This is a genomic window from Thalassobellus citreus, assembly GCF_044385915.1.
GTDB classification, from domain to species: Bacteria; Bacteroidota; Bacteroidia; order Flavobacteriales; family Flavobacteriaceae; genus Thalassobellus; species Thalassobellus citreus.
Map to the genome: position 1 here is coordinate 246,879 of NZ_JBISCC010000129.1, position 19,758 is coordinate 266,636.

Here is a 19,758-nt window from a genome sequence, read left to right on the forward strand (position 1 = left end):
ATATTACTTGATTTTTAATTGAAGGGAGCTATCATTTATTTCAAATTCGTTGTTTTTCAATAGTGTTATTATTTCAGCACCAGCTAATAATACAGGGCCATAGCCATGAGCCGCATAAATATTTATAGGCCTGTAATAGTAAAATGCAGGATCAAAGCCCATACCTGTACCTACACAAGTTCCTTCAACATGGCCTTTTGTGTTTACTTTTGTTGATATGGCATTCCAAGCTAATAATGCTATTGGAGAATACACCATTTTTTCAATATAACCTCTATTTATAGCTTTTGTAATTGCGTAGGCATAAATAGCAGTTGCAGATGTTTCTAAATAAGTGTCATTTCTATCAATAAGTTGATGCCAAAAACCTGTGCCATCTTGATATTTCACAAGCCCTTTAATATGTGCTTGCAATTGTTTTAAAACATCATTATAACCTTCATGATTCTTTGGCAGTACTTCTAATAGTTCTACAAGTGTCATGACTGCCCAACCATTAGCACGTGCCCAATGAAATTCTGGGTGTTCATCCATAGCCTGCACCCAACCATGCATATATAAATTATTTTCTGTGTTGAACATACGTTCTGAAAATTGACGAACTTGTTTTACGGCATCATCAAAATATTTATCATCTCCTGTTAGTTTTCCCATTTGTGCTAAAGCGGGAACACTCATAAATAAATCATCTAACCATAATGTGTTAGGTTGTGGCCTATTTCTAGCTAAAGTACCATCTGGTAAACGAAATTGTTTGTTGCTTATATAATTAATAAAATTATCAATTAAAGGTTGAAGATTAGCATTTGACCCTGATCTTTTGGCCTTAATCATAGCAGCACAAATAGCACCGGCATCATCTAGAGCATGTGGTTTTAATGATTTTTTTATTGGAGATGCAAAATCTTTGTTGTTTGCTAGTTGTTTTGAGTAATATGGAGCTATATCTGCAAAAATTTGTAACCTTTTATTCGTGTAATCGGCATATTTTTTATCACCTGTAGCATCTGTTACGGCTAACATTCCTGCATAGGTAACACCCCATTCATAACTTGTAAGTCTAAAGGCTCCTTCTTCAAAAATAGTATTTTCGCTAAGGTCTTCTAAATTAGTTATTTCCTCTTTTGTTTTATTATCTAAAAGCTTAGAAGCAGTATTTGTTTCTAAAAATGAATATACTTTGTCTAAGGTTTTTGTAATATCTTCAACAGACCTAACTCCATATGGAATAGGGTAGTCCGGTTGTAAAGCATGTAAAGGCGCATTGGTGTCATTTTGCGGTTCTTCTACCACTTCTTTTTTTACTGAATTTGTACAGGAAACAAAACAAATTACTGATAAAAATATTAAATTTTTTTTGATACTGATGGTATTTGTAAATGTCTTAATATTCATTTCTTTGGTGTCATTTTAGTTGGTTATTTTAATATCTATCTCTGTAGAAAGTTGATTGGTTACTTTATTTAAATAGTTAACAAAAAAAGCTTCATCAACAAAACCAGAATCGCTAAGTTCCCAACCAGCAATGGCATAGTAACCAATAGGTTTATTGTTTTCAATTTTAAGTTTTGCTAAAAAAGTATTAGAAAGTGCACCTGTTTTTGGAGCTTCTGTATAACCAAGGTATAATTCTTTAGGAACAATTAGTGCCATTCCTAACCACCACTTTTTATCGTAGGTTTGTTTATCATGTGTGTATAGTGCAACGTAATTTTCATTCTCATTAATTATAGATAGTTCCTTATCATTATTAATGTTTACAATACCAACAACTAAACTTTCATCACCATGAATACCAGAAATAGACACGGTGTTTTTATATCCATATAAACCAGGATAAATTGTTGTGGTTTCTTTTACTGAATAGTTTCTGTTACCTTCATTAGGTTGCCAGTTTTGATAGTTATAGTTTAAAATAGATTTTTGTGATCCTTCTACAAGAATTTTGAAGGTTGTTTTTTCAACATTATTTATAGAATCGTTTACTGTTACACCTAGTCTCATTAATTCGTTTCTTGTGGCAAGTGCATATCCTCCAATACCTATTGAATTTCCTACTGCTAAAATATCTCTGCCCCAATCTTCCATAACATGGTAATTATCTTCTACAGCGCCTTTAGAGTTTATACCTACTTGTTCTGGAGACATGGTTGATACTTTTTTTCCAAAAAGGTCTTTTGCGTTTCTTCCATCTAAATAATGCCTAAAGCCAACTTTATCATTTTCCCAAGAAGGACCATCGGTTTGGTATTGTTGATACCCGATACTTTTTGGTAATTGGTTTGCCAACATTATTTCAGCGGTTTTTGGTACAACAGGTGTCGTTGAAGATTCTCTTTTGCCAAATCGAGCACTAGTTCTAATTTTATAATTTGGCTTTTTATTAGTCCATTTAAGAGTTATTGTTTTTTTCTCTTGTGCAGAAAAATTGGCAACAAAAAAGAGTTCGTCCCAGTTACCATCTTCATCTAAATCATTAAGTTGAGAAGGGATGGTGTCTAAAGCATTAATTAATAATGGATAATGATTAATACTGTCTGAAGATACAAGGTTTCTTTTTATAGAAATAGGTTTGTCTGTTAATTCAAAATCAGAATTATTGGTTAGTATAATTTCTTGTAGAACTTCCTTTTTACAAGAAAACAGCGATAGCGCTATGACTATTAATGAGATGGTGTTTCTTTTCATTGTTTCGTCTTATTAAGTTTTATTTATTTTACGGCAACATCCCAAACCTTTGATAGTTTAGATGTTCCTTTAGGGCCTTTAATTTCAAGTACTACAACATATTTCCCAGCTTCTTTGTATTGATGTATTGGGTTTTGTTCAGATGACGTTTGCCCGTCACCAAAATCCCATTTCCAAGATTCTATATCGCCATTTGATTCATCTAAAAATGAAATGATACGATTTTTTATGTCTATAGTTTTAAAACGCCATTTTGCTTCTATATCTTTTTTAAACGAATTTTCTAGAGGCATCAGTTTAAAAGGTAAGCTGTAGCTTGCATTTCCGTACATAGTATGCTCTTTAGATAAATTCCAGAAACCATTATTTTCTTTTGTGTTTACATCGTCGTAATCAATTACTGCCCAGCATAAACCAATATTATTATTTTCTTGTAAAATAGATTTAATAGCTCTTTCTGGATTATTACCTGCATAATCAAAAGGTGTTACCCAAAACTCAAGAATGAGCTTACCTGCTTCACCTGGTTTAAAATTATAATTATAAGCTTTGTTTGCATAGGGTAAGTCTTTAATCCAAGGCTGACTACCCCAAACCATGGTCCAATCTTTATCTTTTGCAGGAGTGAAAATATGGTAATTTTGAGCGTGAACACCATGAAAAGAAAAGTAAGCATCCATCATACTTAAGCTTTTGTTTGGGTGAAACCTATCAATAAATGGACCTCCAGATAAATCGGCATCTACAATTAATTCGAAGGTATCATTTTGTAATCCTGATAACGAAAAATTCCAATAATCATCATAGGCTTCATATAAGAAATACAAACGATTTAATCCTTTTACCCAACCAACTTTTACTGTTACATCTAGGTTTTTTAAATCTGCTTTAGAATGTTTTCCGCTATCTTCCCATAATTGATCCATACCTACAGAGTAACTTTCTGGTACTATATCCCAGTCTTTAGTATCTCCATCAATTCTAGGAATCATATTTGTTGGAAATTGAAAAACTTGAAAGGATCTAGTTTCTTGTGAAACGGCTTTTATCCATATAAGAAAACAAAGAACCCCTGTTGTTATTAGTGTTTTATTCATTACTATTTTAATCTATATATTTTTATATCATCTATTTCTTGTCTAGATTGGGTCGTTCTAAATCCAAAATATCCTTCCTTAAATGGATCTTTATCAAAATATGAGAAATATTCCTTATTATCAACAAACACTTTAACTACACCATTGTAAATAATTGTTTTTATACTATATGTTTTATTCGCTTTTAATAAGAATTTTTGATCTCTTAAATCTTTTATAAGATATCTTTCACCAGTACCTAAATACTTTCTAAAGCGTGTTGTTGTATTTGTATTACCGCCAATGCCAAAATAATAAAGTTTTAAATTATGATATTGAGAAAAGGTTCCTTTCCTAGTAAACAAATTCAGGTTTTCAGGATCATTAGCCATCCAAAATTGGTTTAAATCAGATAGTCTATCATTTAATCCATCTTCCATTATAACTTTGCGTTTATATTCTATTAAAAGATTTCCTGAAAGCTTTTTGTTTAACCAAACAGTAGCGCCACAATCTACATCAATAATTAATTTTTTATTGATAATGCCAATTTTGGTATTACGTAAAGTATCTGTTTCTATTTTCCATTCAGTAAGATTTTTATCAAAGGAGTCTTCAAATAAAAGTGCTCCTTTTTCATAATCTATTCTTTCAATTACTTGTGCATTTGATATAAAACTTAAGCATAAAAAAAATAAAAATAGGGTCCATTTATTTTGAATATTAATCATAACAAAACTCATAATGGTTTATTTCTTTTTAGTTAAAAAGGCCTTATTTATTAATATGAATTGTGATTTTATTTTTATTCGTTGCTTTTGGAGCGATTGTTAATATGCCATCTTGAAACATTTCGTTTTGTGCTAAATAGGTTTTGTTATTTACTTTAACTGAATTTGGTTTTTTATCTAAATGAAATTTTACGATATATGTTATTTCATTTCCATTAAATTCACCTTGTGTAGCATTAATATTTAGTACAATGTTGTTTTCTGAAACTTCTGATTGAATTAGGGTTGTATTAAATTCACCTTTTTGATAGTCTAAACTTTTACCATCATCATTATAAATTGTAAAAGTATTTGATGCATTAGGATACACATCTAAAGTTAATTTTGAAATTTCTTTTTCACCAACATATTGTATTGGTTCTTGAGTTGGAATAATAGCGCCTTCTTTTACAAAAATGGGTAATTTATCTAAAGGAGATAAAACATTGTAATGCTTTTTGCCTTCAAAGGTTTTACCTGTCCAATAGTCTGTCCAAGTACCTTTTGGTAAATAAACAACTCGTGTTTGCGCTCCTTTTTCTGTTACCGGACAAATCATTAAACTTTCACCCAGCATGTATTGATTGGTTATATTATAAACGTTTTCATCTTCTTGATTAGCTAATACTAAAGCTCTCATAAGTGGTGTGCCTTTAGTATGATTTATATATGAATAGCTATATAAATATGGCATTAAACTATAGCGCAAATTATCATACTTCGTAAAAACACGTAAGGCATCATCACCATAATTCCAAGGTTCTTTATAATTAGGGTGTTCCATTCCGAATAAATGGGCAATAGGACTTAATAACCCGAACTGACACCAACGAATGTATAATTCTGGGTCAGCTACATGCTCGAAACCACCCATGCAGTGTGCCCAATTACCAACACCAGAAAGACCAATGTTTAATCCAGCTTTTATTACTGGCTCAAAATATTGCCATTCACTAGGCCAATCGCCAGCAAAAATAAACGGATAACGTTGAATACCTGCAAAGCCTTCGCGGGTATTATTCATACCTCTAATATTGTTATAATCTTGAAATTTCTCATAGGCAGCTTTCGCATAAGCTAAAGGAAATACATTATGTAAAGCTTTAATTGATTCGCCTTGCGGACCTGTTTTATTGCTTTCGTTTGCTTTTCTACCAAAGGCACTTCCTTCATCGGTTTTTAAAAACATAGCACCTTGGTCGGCAACACGTTTTACACCATTTTCAAACCACCAATCGACAGATTTTTGATCGAAAAAATTAACAAATTCACCAGGGTTATTTTCTTCAGGATATACAAATCCTTTTTCTCTAGCTTCATCAAGCAGTCGTAATTTTTTACCATTATCAAATCGTGGTCTTAAATGAACACCAACCATATTCAATTTTAAATCGTATAAATCTGAAAACATTTTTTCTGGATTATCAAAAGTTTCACGCCACTCAAAGCTTGTTGCTCCTTTTCCTCCGTTTTCACCAAAAATGCGCCATGTAGAATCTAGATGTAAAACATCTAACGGAATTTGTAAATCTCTAAACTTTTGAGCTAAAGCCACCACGTAATCTGTTGATGTATCTTCTTCATGTCCCCATGTTCCTCCGCTATAGGTTCCAACTTGTAATCCTAAAGCAAATTTTGGTAATAAAGGTGATTTTCCTGTAATAGAGGTATAGCCATCTAAAATATTAGTAAATGTTGGTCCGTAAATAAAATAATAATCTAATTCACCGCCTTCAGCACTAAAGCTATAGCTATTTGAGTTAGTTGAGCCCATATCCCAAGTAGTTGGATGTGCGTTATGAAAAAAGATACCATATCCTTTTGTGCTCATAAAAAATGGCACTGGACTATAATTAGCTTTAAGCACATTGTATGCTCCAGTAATATGAGGTCTTCCAATACCTCTACCAACATCTAATCTTACTTTTTTACCACGTCTGTCTAAAAAGTCCATACGCTCACCAAAACCAAAGAAATGCTCATCTGGTTGTAGTTTTTTTATAGCACTAACGGTTTTGTTTTCTTGAAATGAACCTAAGTTGTTATTTGTTTCTGATGATAATAAATTTCCTTTAGTATCAAAAAATTGAATTCCAAAAGGTTGTTTTTGAATTTTTAATTGAAGTAGGGCAGTAGTGATGTTAATAATAGACTCCGTTTCTTCTAATTTGTAGTTTACAGCATACCAATTGTAATTAGAAACCATCCAAGGTTCGTTAGCCTCAAAATTATTATTCCAACTGGTTCTATATCTAATAATTGATGGTGTACAAAGTTCAATAATTACAGTTCCGTTTTCTGTTTGTAATTTGATTATATTTTCTTTTTCTGAAATAACTTTTTCATAATTACCTATATGCTTTTGAGCATTAGTGTTTAATGATGTTAAGAACATGAAAAAGCAATAAAAAATCAAAAAATTATATTTCATAAGAATAAATTATGGTGTTTAAATTCAAAGATATTTGTTTACTGTTTTATTGGCATCCTGTGCTATACTGGAATTTTATTTAAAAAACAAAAAGCGTTATAATAGAAATTTATTATAACGCTTTTTTAATTAACTAAACTAAACAATTATTGTGGATATCCAGGGTTTTGATTTAATTTAGGATTTGCTTCAATTGCAGCTTTAGGTATAGGGAAAATAGTTCTATAAGCTTCAGAAGCTTGTTTAAACTCCCAAGTATTTCCAAATTCACCAAAACGGATTAAATCTCTTCTTCTTTGCATCTCAAAGGCTAATTCTCTACCTCTTTCATCTAATATATCGTCTAAGGTTAATGAAGCTAATGGAGCAGCATTACTTCTGTCTCTAACATCGTTAACTATAGGTAAAGCTAAATCAAATTTACCTTGTCTAGCTAAAGCTTCGGCTTTTATTAATAATACATCTGCATACCTTATGAAAGCAATGTCGTTACCTGCACTACCTCCATTTGTTTTAGGGTCTAAGCCCCATTTTATCCATTTTAAACCAGCGTTCATTGGTTGCAAACGAATACCTGTAGCAGGAATAATAGTGTAAGGAACTGGTCCTTCTGTAGAAGTTTCAGGATCATATAAGCTAGAGTTATGATCTGGAACGATACGTTCTACCATAATTGTTTCGCCGTTTCTAGGATCTTTTAAATCGCCATAAGGTATAATAAGATTTTTTCTGTCATCTCCGTCTTCATATAAAGCAAGAACAGATGGTCTAGTTCCAAAACCATTTTGAGGGGTATATGGTAAGCCAAATAAACCACCTTGAATTCCAGGAAGTACTTTTTGTACTAATGGATGTCCAACACCACCAGATACATCAGGTGAGTAAACAGCTCCAAAAATAAACTCGTTGTTACCTTCGTTATTGGCAACAAAATTGTCAAAATAATCAGGCAATAAGCTATAAGCTCCAGAGTTTATTACTAAATCAGCATATTCTATGGCTTTAGCATTTTGTTCTGTACCAGTATATACTTCTGCATTTAAATATATAGTTGCTAATAAAGCTTGAGCAGCTTCTTTAGTAAACCGACCATAATAGCTACCGCCAGCTTCTGCTTTAGTAGGTAAATCTGCTGTTGCAGCAATTAGTTCTGAAGTAACAAAATCAAAAACTTCAGCTCTTGTATTTTGTTCTGGTAAATTTAATGCATCTACTTTAGGAAGTGTGAAAACAGGAACATTTCCAAATAAATCCATTAAAAAGAAATAAGCATAAGCACGTAAAGAGTGTAACTCTGCAAGTGGACCAGCAACTTCATCTTCTGATAAGGCAGAACCTTCTAAAGAAGCAATAAGTGCATTAGTTTGTCCAACCGTTTTGAAATAAGAATTCCAAGTTCCATTAATATAACTATGACTTGGAGTCCAAGTATGTTCCATTAATTCTGCAAAGTTAGCGCCTCCCCACCAACCTTGGATTTTCTCATGAACGACTACTTGATCTCCAGGAAGTTCTAAACATCTATATTCTACACCCATACCCGTTGTACGAGCAAAGTTTCTATATATTCCTGACAGGGATGATAAAACTTGTGCTTCGTTAGAATAAAAAGTCTCAGGCGTGTATATTGAATATACCTCTTCTTCTAGAGTACATCCTGATAAAATGACTAATAGACAGCTAATGCTAAGTAACTTAGCTCTTTTTGTTATTATTTGTATATTTTTCATACTATGTTTCTTTATATTTTTCATAGGTTTCTAATTAAAAAGTTATACTAGTTCCTATTTGGAAAGTTCTTGGTCTTGGATAAACAAGATAATCTATACCTACAGATCTTGTTTTAACTTCTGGATCGAATCCTGAATAGCCTGTAATAACAAATAAATTGCTTCCACTTACATAAACTCTAGCTTTTTTTAGGAAACTCACCTTATCTACATCAAAGTTATAACCAATAGTTAAATTGTCTAATCTTAAATAACTACCATCTTCTAGCCATTGTGAAGAAAATTGAGCTGTTTGCGTTCTACTTGCTCCAATATTTAATGCAGAATTAAGAACATTTACTCCAGGTGCTTGACTAACATACGAAAACTCAGCAGCAGTGTTGTTGTAAATGTCATTACCAATAACACCTCTAAAATTCATAGACAGTTCTAAATTCTTGTAATTAATAGTGTTATTAAAACCAAATGTCCAATCTGGGTTTGCGTTACCAATTGCAAGTTCATCGGGCCCATCAGTACCATCTACATCAAGATACGTTTCTAAACCATTAGCATCATACCCTGTAAATTCCCATCCGTAGAATGTATTTAAAGGTAATCCTGGTTTAATTATTTGGGTATTGGCATTATTACCAACTACACCAGAACCACTTGATGTTCTAATTTCATCTCTTTGAAAGTTTTCATTAGAAAGACTAATTACTTCATTCTTATTTGTTGAAAAGTTTAAGTTAGTAGACCATTTTAAATCTTCTTTATCTATAATATCAGCATTTAAATTTATCTCAATACCTTTATTTTCAACTTCTCCAACATTAGCCCATTGAGTAGGTACTACTGATGGTGCAGCAGTTGAAAATTGTAATAATAGATCTGTTGTCTTTTTTAAATAATAGTCAACAGAACCTGAAATACGTTGATTGAATAATCCAAAATCTACACCAAAATTTAGCTGACTTGTTTCTTCCCATTTTAAATCTGGGTTAGGGAAATTGGTAGGTAATACACTTGGAATCGCTTGTCCTCCAAAAACATAAACAGCAGAACCTGCAATAGAAAGTTGTTCTCTGTATAAGTTATTAGGGATTTCTTGGTTACCAGTAATACCGTAACCAATTCTTAATTTTAAGTTACTAATTTTTGAATCAGACATGAAATCTTCATCAGCAACATTCCAAGCTAAAGCACCAGATGGGAATGTTCCCCATTTATTGTTACCTCCAAATCGGCTAGAACCATCTCGTCTTAATGTAAATGTAACTAAATATCTATCTTTCAATTTGTAGTTTATACGACCATAATAAGAAGACAAACGATTCGCATCTTTAAAAGAGGTATTAGATTGAATAGAACCTGATTGGATTAAATTCCATTGCGTAGCATCTGACACAAAGTTATTTGCAGATGTAAAGGTGTTTTCTGTTAAAAATCTTTGGTAAGAATAACCTGCTAAAACTGTAATGTGGTTATCATCATCAATTTGCTTATCATAAGTTAGGTTGGTTTCAGCTAATATATTAGAGTTTTTATACTTGCTAATAGAAGCTGTTCCTCCTTGTCCTTCTCCTGCTGGGTGAGTTGATGGAATATTAGTGAATCTACTTACGTTTTCACTAGAGTGCCCTATGTTAGATGATAACTTTAAACCATCTATTATTTCAAAAGATGTATTTAAATTACCTAATAATAAAGAAGTATCACTTTCATCTGTAACATCTCTCCAAGAAACAGGGTTTACTCTTAATGCTCCAATTTGGTAATAACTACCATCTGGATTTCTAACAGGTAATGTTGGAGCCCAACGAAGTGCATCTTTCAAGATATTACCACCTTCATCTCCAATATTAGAGTTTACAGCAGCTCTTTGGTCATCAATATTAGCATAGGTTAAATTTATACCTATTTTTAATCTATTATCAATAGCAGAATGATTAGCATTTAATCTTCCTGTATATTTTTCAAGTTGAGAATTTAATAAAGTTCCTTCTTGATTATTATAGCCTAAAGAACCTGTAACATTCGTTGTTTCAGAACCTCCTGCAAAGGATAGGTTGTGATTTTGTGTTATAGCTGTTCTAAAAACTTCTTTTTGCCAATTAGTATTTACTCCTTGATCAGAATACGGTAAACTGTTGCTATTTGCGTAGTCTCTATACTCATCTGCAGATAAAAATGGAAGATATTCGGGAACACTTGAAACTCCAAGATACGAGTCGTAAGTTAAAAAATCGCCATATTTTCCTTTGTTTTTTGTTGTAATAACAATAACACCATTTGCTCCTCTAGATCCATAAATAGCAGTTGCTGAAGCATCTTTTAAAACATCAATACTTTCTATATCAGCAGGATTTATTAAACTTAAAGGGTTTATCGATTCTTCAGATAAAGGTGAAGAACCAGAAGAAACCGTCCTAACTTGATTATTTGCACTTCCAAATTGTAATGGAACACCATCAATAACATAAAGCGGATCATTTCCAGCAGATATTGAACTTGTTCCTCTAATTCGAACTGTAGAAGAAGCACCTGGCTGACCACTACTTTGTACAATATTTACACCTGCTATTTTACCTTGTAAAAGTTGCTCAGGAGTAACAGGTAACGCATCAATAAAACTTTCAGATTTAATAGAAGCAACAGCTCCAGTTACGTCTTTTCTTTTTAAAGTTCCATAACCAACAACTACAACTTCATCTAATTCCGAATTATTAGATTCCATTGAAATATTATAAGTCGTTTCAGAGCCAATTGTTTTTTCTACATTATTATATCCAATATAAGAAAACACTAAAATTTCTCCAGGATTTGCTTTAATAGTATAGTTACCATCAAAATCTGTACTTGTTCCTTTCTGAGTATCTTTAATAATAACATTTACACCAGGTAATGGAATATTATTTTCGTCTGTTACTGTACCACTAATCTGATTTTGAATAGCCGTGTTTGTAATAGAGGGCAAATCGCTTTCGTCTTTTAAAACAGCTGGCTTTTTCTTTACTATAACGGTTTGGTTTTTGCTAAACTCGAAGGTGAAATTTATAGGTGCTAAAAACTTATCTAATAGTACACCTGCTTTAATAACGCCTTTTTTTAATTGTAATTCTGGTGCTTTCTTAATTAAATCATGCCTATAAACAAACTTATAATCGGTTTGCTTATTTATAAGCTTAAATAACTGTTTGACATTTACAGTCCTATCTGAATCAATTATGATGTCGGTATCCTGTGAAAAGGCATCTTTAGACCCAAAAGCAAAGGAAATTGTACAACATAAGAAGATAAATGTTTTCATAATACATTTTAGAAGTTTATCCTTTTTACAGAATACTTCCCTAATAAAATTAATTTTCATAATTTAGTCTTGGTTTTAGTTAAACGTGGTTTTAATTAATTAATCAACTAGGAAAAAGGCTATTACCTTCGAACGTTTAGCCTTTTCCTTTTTTTATTTCACAATAATTGTTTTTTTGCTAATATTAAATTTTATGTCTTCCTCTCCAGTTGCCTGAATAAGTTCTAAAATGTTCTCTATCGATTTAGTACGTTCTAAAATTCCTGTAAAAACATAATTTTTTCGTTCTGCTGTTTCAAAAACAACTTCAACATTATACCAGCGAGACAATACTTGCATCATGTCTCCTAGAGTTTCTTCGTTAAAAGAAAAGTTTCCTTTTACCCAGGCAATTTCTTGCATCGCATCAATTTCTGATACTTTTATTGAATTAGGGTTTTTATTGTTTATAATAGATTGTTGGTTCGGTTTTATGGTTTTCTTTGTATTGCCACTGTTAACTTGAACACTACCATTTACTAATGTTGTAGCAATTTCATCCTCGTTATTATAAGCTTTAATGTTAAACTCTGTTCCTAAAACATTAATTTCTTGTTGCTTAGTAATAACTTTAAATGCATCACCATTATGATTTGTACTTGGAGATACTTCAAAGTAAGCTTCACCATATAACAGTTCTACTATACGAGTTTCACCTTTTATAAATTCTGTTGGATATTTTATTTTTGATTCTGAATTCAACCATACTTTTGTACCATCAACTAATTTGATAAAGAATTCGCCTCCGCGAGGAATTGCTAAATAATTATAAGAAGGAGATTTTTTTGTGTTTTTATTTAGTAATGTTTCAGAATACACAAGTTCTTCTCCATTACTACTAACTTTTTCCGATTTATATGCTTTTCCTTTTTCAAGATGAACTTGGTTGCCATTTTCTAAAGTGAGGATGGCTTTACTAGAGCCAATATCTATAGGTGTTGTATTTACAACTTCTATTTCCTTTTTATTATTATGTATGAAACCTAAAGTTAATAATAGAGCAAAAGAAGCAGCTATGGCTATTTTTTTGTAGATGGCTATTCTGCGTACTTTTTCAGCTTTCTTGAGCTTTTTGTTTATGTTTTTTTTTGCTTTATGCAAATCGTAATCACTCATACAAGCTGTTGTTAAATATTCTACCTTAACTAAACGGTTAAATACAGTATGGTTCTTTTTTGTTTCTAGCCAATTATTCAGTAATTCCAGTTCATTCGAAGATGCTTCCTTATTAAGGAATTTAACTATTATTTTATGAATTTCTGACTTGTTCATTTCACATGTTATATTACTAATTACGTAATAATTTGGGCTACCCCTCTATTATTTCTTAATTTTTTTTAATTTTTTTGAGTATTTGATACAAAAACCTGCAAAAAAATGAGTTTTTATCAGTGTCAAAAAAGTGCTAAATACTTGGAATCATGAAGGATTAAGGCTTGTTTTTTAAAATTTAGGACTAATTTTTAATAAAAAAAATAATTTTATTTTTATGTGTAAATAAAAAACGTAACAGGACGCTACAGGATAGCATTCCATTTATTAGATTATATATTTACAAAAAAAACTAGATAAAAAATTGAATTTTTCTGAAAATCTTACGCTTGCCCAACAATTGAAATTAGGTAATACTAAGGCTTATGATTTTTTAATGACTACTTATTACAAGAATTTATGCATATATGCTTTTACATTAACTAATAATAAAGCTAAAGCAGAAGATGTTGTTCAAAATGTATTTGTGAAAATTTGGGTAAATAGAAAGAATATTAATACTCATTTTGATATTAAGAATTACGTTTATAAATCTGTTTATAATGAATTCGTTGATCAATTTAGAAAAAACAAACCTGTAATTTATTTAGAGAAGAAATATTTAGAAGCACTCGATTTGGTGGTTGAAAATGAATATGAGAATTTAAATGAATTAATAAAATTGGTAAACGAAGAAATAAAAAATTTACCACCAAAATGCAGACAAATTTTTATACTTAATAAAAAGGATGGTCTAACACATACCGAAATATCTGAGCATCTAAATATATCAATTAAGACTATTGAAGGACATATGACAAGAGCTTTTAAAGTTCTTGCTGATAATTTAAGTCCTAAAGTTGAAGCTATTCTTTTTTTGCTTTATGACTTTAATAATGAGATGCAGGAGATTAAATAATTATAAAAGCAGCAAATTTTCTAATTATTCTTTTTTAGAAGATAAAAATTTATAAAATTAATTACCTCATTTTAAGTAATTATAAAACCTAATACCAATTCTGTATTGAAATTACTGTAAAATAAAATGATATTTTTTTTTCTTTATACAAGATAGAAAGATAAAGCATAGCTGTAGTTACGGTTTCTTTTTATATTGAAGTAGAAAGGAAAAAGGCGCGTTTTATTACGGTAATTTTAATGCGGAATTGGTATAAACAGGATGCTACAGGATAGCATTTAATTTGGTACATTTTATATTTACAAAAGATTTTAAAGCGTTTTTTTATGAAACATTCATAATTAAATTTTCAATACCCAAGGAAAGAATTAAATGAATGTTACATGTGACCAAAAAAGAATAATTATAAACACATGAAGGCTCCTATAATATATTTTTTCTTATTTATTTTACTTGGTTTTTCATGTAAAGAAAATAAAGCAACACAAGATACTATCACTCAATTAAATCAAGAACAAATTCCTGTAATGCAAACGGGTGAAGCAAGTTCCCTAGCAAAAGTTTGGATAGATTCTGAGACTGGACATAAAGTAGAAAAATTAGTTGATAGAGTTGGAGATAATAAAAGTTTTTATTTTCATAATAATCCCTTTTTGCTAACAGAAGACAACAAAGGTTGGCTCATGATTTTTTATGGAAGCACAAAAAATGGTAAGCAATTATTCTCTTTTAATTTAGAAACAAAAGAAATTACTCAAATTACCCATAAAAAAGGAAACAAAAAAGGAGAAATTGTTGGCGACAAAACACGTAAAGTGTATTACAGGATGCGTGACAGTATTTTTGCCACACATATTGATACACATAAAACCGAGTTTATTTATAAATTTCCAGAAGATATGGTGGGATCTATTGCTACCTTAAATGCAGATGAAACATTATTAGGAGGTGTATTGTCATCAAAAGAAGAACAAGAAATATTTAGGAAGAATCCTGAAAAGAGAAATTTTTTCGATAAAATCTATGAAGCTAAGCTAAAACGAACACTTGTTACTATTAATGTTTCTAATGGTAAATTAACACAATTGTTTGATGAACATGCTTGGTTAAATCATGAACAATTTTCACCTACAGATCCAAATTTATTTATGTATTGTCATGAAGGACCTTGGCATAAAGTTGATAGAATTTGGAATATATATATAACTACAAAGGAGCGAAATCTTATTCATAAAAGAACAGTTCATAGAGAAATAGCAGGGCATGAATTTTTTAGTCCAGATGGTAAAACTATTTGGTTCGATCTTCAAATTCCTAGAGGAGAAACGTTTTATTTAGCAGGAAAGCATTTAGATACAGGTGATGAAACACGATATGCACTTAAAAGAAATGAATGGTCTATTCATTATAATGTGTCACCAGATTTAAAAACATTTGCTGGAGATGGAGGCGATGAAGGGCAAGTGGCTCATGCAAAAGATGGTCAATGGATATATCATTTTGTACCAAAAGGTGATAGTCTCGTTTCTACTAAATTGGTAAATATGAAAAACCATAATTATCATTTAGAACCCAATGTGCATTTTTCGCCAGACGGGAAACAAATCATTTTTAGAGCTAATTTTGAAGGGAAATCTCAAATATATGCAGTCGATATACAAAAACACCACTAAATTTATATAATGCAAAAAACGAATTTATTTATAATAATAGCACTAAGTGTTTTAGTGCTTTCGTGTGTAGAATCACAAAACACAAATGTTTCAGATACTAGTGTATTACCTGAAATAACCAATCAGCAAAAACCATGGACACGTTGGTGGTGGATGGGTAGTGCAGTTGATTCAGTTAATATTAAACAAAATTTAATCGATTTACAAAAAGTAGGTATTGGAGGTGTTGAAATAGCACCTATTTACGGAGTTAAAGGTGAAGAAGATAACTTCATTGATTATTTGTCGCCTAAATGGATGAACATGCTTAATTATACTATTGCGGTTGCCGATAGTTTGGATATGCAAGTCGATTTAACTTTAGGTACTGGTTGGCCATATGGCGGACCACAAGTAACGCCTGAATTTGCTGCTACAAAACTGATTACTCAAAACTATGAAGTAAAAAAAGGACATACTTTTTCTAAAGAAATTAAAGTTGAAAACCCAAAAGAAAAGCGACCAGCAAAACTAAATTGTCTTTTAGCTTTTGGCGAGAATGGTACTTATTTAGATTTAACGAAACAGGTTAAAAATAATAGTATTAGTTGGAAAGCAGAAGATGATAATTATAAAATTTATGCTGTTTTTACAGGTAAAACAGGTCAAAAAGTAAAACGAGCAGCACCTGGAGCGAGTGGATTTACGTTAGATCATTATTCTGAAGAAGCTCTTAATGTTTATGTAAAACCTTTTGATAACGCATTGGTTGGTTTTGATGGAAAAATAAGATCTATTTTTAACGATAGTTATGAAGTTTACGGCACGAATTTCACACCGAACTTTTTTGAAGCTTTTGAGAAATTTAGAGGTTACGATTTAAAACCACATTTACAGTTATTATTAAGTGAAGAAGATAGTGAAGAAGGCAATCGTGTGAAAAGTGATTATAGAGAAACGTTATCTAATTTGTTGCTTTATAAGTTTGACGAACCTTGGACAAATTGGGCTAATAAGCATGATTTTAAATCTAGATTACAAGCTCATGGATCGCCAGGGAATTTAATCGATTTATATGCATCGGCAGATATTCCAGAATGTGAAACGTTTGGTTCTATGCCCTATGATGTTTTAGGGTTAAGAAGAGAAATGGAAGATATTAGAGAAGGCGATGCAGATCCTGTGATGTTGAAATTTTCGTCATCTGCAGCTCATATTTCGGGTAAACCGTTAACATCATCAGAAACCTTTACTTGGTTACGCGACCATTTTAAAGTAGCCTTATCTCAATGTAAACCAGAGGTTGAAGATTTATTATTAAATGGGGTTAATCATGTGTTTTTACATGGCACAACCTATTCCCCAAAACGTGCCGAATGGCCAGGGTGGAAATTTTATGCATCTGTCAATTTTAATCCTAATTTAGCACTTGGTGAAGATGAAAATCAATTGTTTTCATACATTGCTAATTGTCAATCGTTATTACAATCGGGGAATCCTGATAACGAAAACCTATTGTATTGGCCTATTTATGATGTTTGGAATTCGTATTTAAACAACAACTTGTTTTTTCAGTTTAAAATACATTCTTTAGACGAGTGGTTACACAATCAGCCTTTTTATGAAACCACTAAAAGTCTTATGGAAAAAGGCTATGGACTAGATTTTATTTCAGATAATTTTATTGAAACGGCTACTTTCGAAAATGGCAAAATAAAATTACCTGGAGGTAGTTACAAAACCTTGATTGTTCCTACGTCAACGAATATGCCTTTGGCTACTTTAAATAAGTTAATCGAATTAAAGAAGCAAGGAGCTAAAATTATTTTTCAAAATCTTCCAAAATCAGTTCCAGGATTTAAAAATTATGTTGAGCAGAATGATGCCATGCAAAAACTGATTTTAGATAATAAGTCAATTGTTTTTCCTTCAGAAGATATTTTTGCTGATTTGCAGGAAGCTCAAGTGCAACCTGAAAAGTTAGTAGAAACGGGTTTAAAATTTATAAGAAGAGCTATTAATGGTGATAAAATTTACTATTTAGTAAATCATACGTCTAAAATGATAGATCAATTTATTCCTGTAAATGTGAAATCTGAAAATGTTATTATTTTCAATCCTAATACATCGGTTTACGGTAAGGCTGAAACAAAAACTGAAGGCGATATTACTTTAGTTAAAGTTCAAATAAAGTCTGGTGAGAGTTTGTTTTTGAAAACAAGCAATAAGAATGATGTTGAAGCTTGGAATTATTTTACAGCGACTGATGCTGTTTATAATTTAGAAGGCGATTGGGATATTTCATTTTTAAGAGGCGGACCAACTTTACCTGAGAGCAGTAAGGTTTCAGAATTAAACTCTTGGACAACATTAAGCAAGGAAGCAGAAGATTTTTCTGGAACAGCTAAATACGAAATCACATTTCAAAATCCAGATAAAAGCGCTAAAAACTGGCTTTTAAAACTAGGTGATGTTAGAGAAAGTGCTAAAGTTTGGGTGAATAATAAGTTCATAGGAACACTTTGGTCTAACCCTTTTGAAATTAATGTTGGAACACTTCTTGAAGGTGAGAATACACTAACTTTAGAAGTTACAAATCTTTCAGCAAATAGAATTAGAGCAAAAGAATTTAGAGGCGAAGAGTGGAAGAATTTTTATGAAATAAATATGGTTAACAAAGATTATCAAAAATTTGATGCCACTAAATGGAATCCAATGCCTTCAGGTGTTTTAGGACCTGTAACTATAACAGCTTTAAAGAAAAATTAATTTACATAATATTATAAAATGAACAAACACATATTAATAGTTTGCCTTTCAGTTTTAAGTTTACAAACTGCTTTTGGCCAAATTTCAGATAAGAAGAAAGTTTTAGAAAGCATGCAACTTGCTAACGATTATTTCATGAATAAATGGCAAGATGTTGGAAAAACCATAGTAACCAATAAAGAACGTCCAAGTAATATTTGGACACGTGGCGTATATTACGAAGGATTAATGGCTTTATATGAAATTTATCCGAAAGAAGCATATTACGATTATGCTTATGATTGGTCTGAGTTTCACAAATGGGGTTTTAGAAACGGAAGTGCAAACCGTAATGCAGATGACTATTGTGCAGCCCAAACTTATATAGATTTATACAATTTAGAACCAGATCCTAAAAAACTAAAAAACACAAAGGCAACTATTAATATGTTGTTGAACACACCGCAGTTAGATGATTGGTCGTGGATTGATGCCATACAAATGGGGATGCCTGTGTTTGCTAAATTAGGTGTTTTAGAAAATGATAATCGTTATTTCGAAAAAATGTACGATATGTATATGTACACCAGAGATAAACATGGAGATAATGGTTTATTCAATCCAAAGGACGGACTTTGGTGGCGTGATGCCGATTTCGATCCACCTTATACAGAACCAAATGGTGAAGATAGTTATTGGAGTAGAGGTAATGGTTGGGTTATTGCAGCCTTAGCAAAAGTTTTAACTATTATTCCAGAAGATGCACCTCATAGAGAGCAGTATATTATGGATTTAAAATCGATGGCTCAAGCTCTTGTACCTATTCAAAGAAAAGATGGTTTTTGGAATGTAAGTTTACACGATCCTAAGCATTATGGAGGTAAAGAAACGTCTGGAACAGCTCTTTTTGTTTATGGAATAGCTTACGGAATAAACAACGGTATTTTAGATAAAGATAAATATATGCCTGTAATAGAAAAAGCCTGGGATGCTATGATTGAAGAAAGTTTACATGATAATGGCTTTTTAGGGTATTTACAATCTACAGGAAAAGAACCAAAAGATGGACAACCATTATCTTACGATAAAGTTCCAGATTTTGAAGATTATGGATTAGGATGTTTCTTATTAGCTGGTGCAGAAATTTATAGATTGAAGTAAT

General features: G+C 31.4%; 12 protein-coding genes. 4 read left to right on the forward strand and 8 right to left on the reverse strand.

Translation table 11 applies throughout. The features are described 5' to 3' along the window. Positions 1–3 precede the first annotated feature (3 nt). From ACH5TX_RS17065 to ACH5TX_RS17100, 8 genes are all read right to left on the reverse strand, one after another. Entirely contained in the window at positions 4–1,395 is a 1,392-nt protein-coding gene (locus tag ACH5TX_RS17065; RefSeq protein WP_439340702.1) for a glycoside hydrolase family 88/105 protein, read from the reverse strand. 15 nt (positions 1,396–1,410) lie between these two features. Continuing rightward, on the reverse strand, positions 1,411–2,688 hold the full coding sequence (locus ACH5TX_RS17070) for a DUF4861 domain-containing protein (protein ID WP_439340703.1): 1,278 nt from the start codon (positions 2,686–2,688) through the stop codon (positions 1,411–1,413). 23 nt (positions 2,689–2,711) lie between these two features. Beyond that, positions 2,712–3,785 carry a PKD domain-containing protein gene (locus ACH5TX_RS17075; protein WP_439340704.1) on the reverse strand — a complete coding sequence of 358 codons (1,074 nt, stop codon included), beginning with the start codon at positions 3,783–3,785 and terminating at the stop codon, positions 2,712–2,714. 2 nt (positions 3,786–3,787) lie between these two features. Beyond that, entirely contained in the window at positions 3,788–4,507 is a 720-nt protein-coding gene (locus ACH5TX_RS17080; protein WP_439340705.1) for a DUF6250 domain-containing protein, read from the reverse strand. 31 nt (positions 4,508–4,538) lie between these two features. Then, positions 4,539–6,965: a glycoside hydrolase family 31 protein gene (locus ACH5TX_RS17085; RefSeq protein ID WP_439340706.1), complete on the reverse strand. Its 2,427-nt coding sequence runs from the start codon at positions 6,963–6,965 to the stop codon at positions 4,539–4,541. 146 nt (positions 6,966–7,111) lie between these two features. Beyond that, entirely contained in the window at positions 7,112–8,695 is a 1,584-nt protein-coding gene (locus tag ACH5TX_RS17090; protein ID WP_439340707.1) for a RagB/SusD family nutrient uptake outer membrane protein, read from the reverse strand. 34 nt (positions 8,696–8,729) lie between these two features. Next, complete coding sequence (locus ACH5TX_RS17095) at positions 8,730–11,987, reverse strand: SusC/RagA family TonB-linked outer membrane protein (protein WP_439340708.1); 3,258 nt, start codon at positions 11,985–11,987, stop codon at positions 8,730–8,732. Between the two features lie 153 nt (positions 11,988–12,140). Beyond that, positions 12,141–13,298, reverse strand: coding sequence for a FecR family protein (locus ACH5TX_RS17100; RefSeq protein WP_439340709.1), 1,158 nt, complete (start codon positions 13,296–13,298; stop codon positions 12,141–12,143). Between the two features lie 304 nt (positions 13,299–13,602). Between ACH5TX_RS17100 and ACH5TX_RS17105 the strand changes: the two genes are divergently transcribed. From ACH5TX_RS17105 to ACH5TX_RS17120, 4 genes are all read left to right on the forward strand, one after another. Then, positions 13,603–14,196, forward strand: coding sequence for an RNA polymerase sigma factor (locus tag ACH5TX_RS17105; RefSeq protein WP_439340710.1), 594 nt, complete (start codon positions 13,603–13,605; stop codon positions 14,194–14,196). A 413-nt stretch (positions 14,197–14,609) separates the two neighbouring features. Beyond that, positions 14,610–15,869: an oligogalacturonate lyase family protein gene (locus ACH5TX_RS17110; RefSeq protein WP_439340711.1), complete on the forward strand. Its 1,260-nt coding sequence runs from the start codon at positions 14,610–14,612 to the stop codon at positions 15,867–15,869. Positions 15,870–15,878: 9 nt separating this feature from the next. Continuing rightward, the gene (locus ACH5TX_RS17115; RefSeq protein ID WP_439340712.1) at positions 15,879–18,617 is read left to right on the forward strand and encodes a glycosyl hydrolase; all 2,739 of its coding nucleotides are present in this window, start codon (positions 15,879–15,881) and stop codon (positions 18,615–18,617) included. A gap of 18 nt (positions 18,618–18,635) precedes the next feature. Beyond that, positions 18,636–19,757 carry a glycoside hydrolase family 88/105 protein gene (locus ACH5TX_RS17120; RefSeq protein WP_439340713.1) on the forward strand — a complete coding sequence of 374 codons (1,122 nt, stop codon included), beginning with the start codon at positions 18,636–18,638 and terminating at the stop codon, positions 19,755–19,757. The last annotated feature ends 1 nt before the right edge of the window (position 19,758 follow it).

Coding starts and splice junctions, on each gene's coding strand:
- ACH5TX_RS17065 (WP_439340702.1), bottom strand. CDS start 1,395: ATGAATATTAAGACATTTACAAATACCATCAGTATCAAAAAAAATTTA.
- ACH5TX_RS17070 (WP_439340703.1), bottom strand. CDS start 2,688: ATGAAAAGAAACACCATCTCATTAATAGTCATAGCGCTATCGCTGTTT.
- ACH5TX_RS17075 (WP_439340704.1), bottom strand. CDS start 3,785: ATGAATAAAACACTAATAACAACAGGGGTTCTTTGTTTTCTTATATGG.
- ACH5TX_RS17080 (WP_439340705.1), bottom strand. CDS start 4,507: ATGAGTTTTGTTATGATTAATATTCAAAATAAATGGACCCTATTTTTA.
- ACH5TX_RS17085 (WP_439340706.1), bottom strand. CDS start 6,965: ATGAAATATAATTTTTTGATTTTTTATTGCTTTTTCATGTTCTTAACA.
- ACH5TX_RS17090 (WP_439340707.1), bottom strand. CDS start 8,695: ATGAAAAATATACAAATAATAACAAAAAGAGCTAAGTTACTTAGCATT.
- ACH5TX_RS17095 (WP_439340708.1), bottom strand. CDS start 11,987: ATGAAAACATTTATCTTCTTATGTTGTACAATTTCCTTTGCTTTTGGG.
- ACH5TX_RS17100 (WP_439340709.1), bottom strand. CDS start 13,298: ATGAACAAGTCAGAAATTCATAAAATAATAGTTAAATTCCTTAATAAG.
- ACH5TX_RS17110 (WP_439340711.1), top strand. CDS start 14,610: ATGAAGGCTCCTATAATATATTTTTTCTTATTTATTTTACTTGGTTTT.
- ACH5TX_RS17115 (WP_439340712.1), top strand. CDS start 15,879: ATGCAAAAAACGAATTTATTTATAATAATAGCACTAAGTGTTTTAGTG.
- ACH5TX_RS17120 (WP_439340713.1), top strand. CDS start 18,636: ATGAACAAACACATATTAATAGTTTGCCTTTCAGTTTTAAGTTTACAA.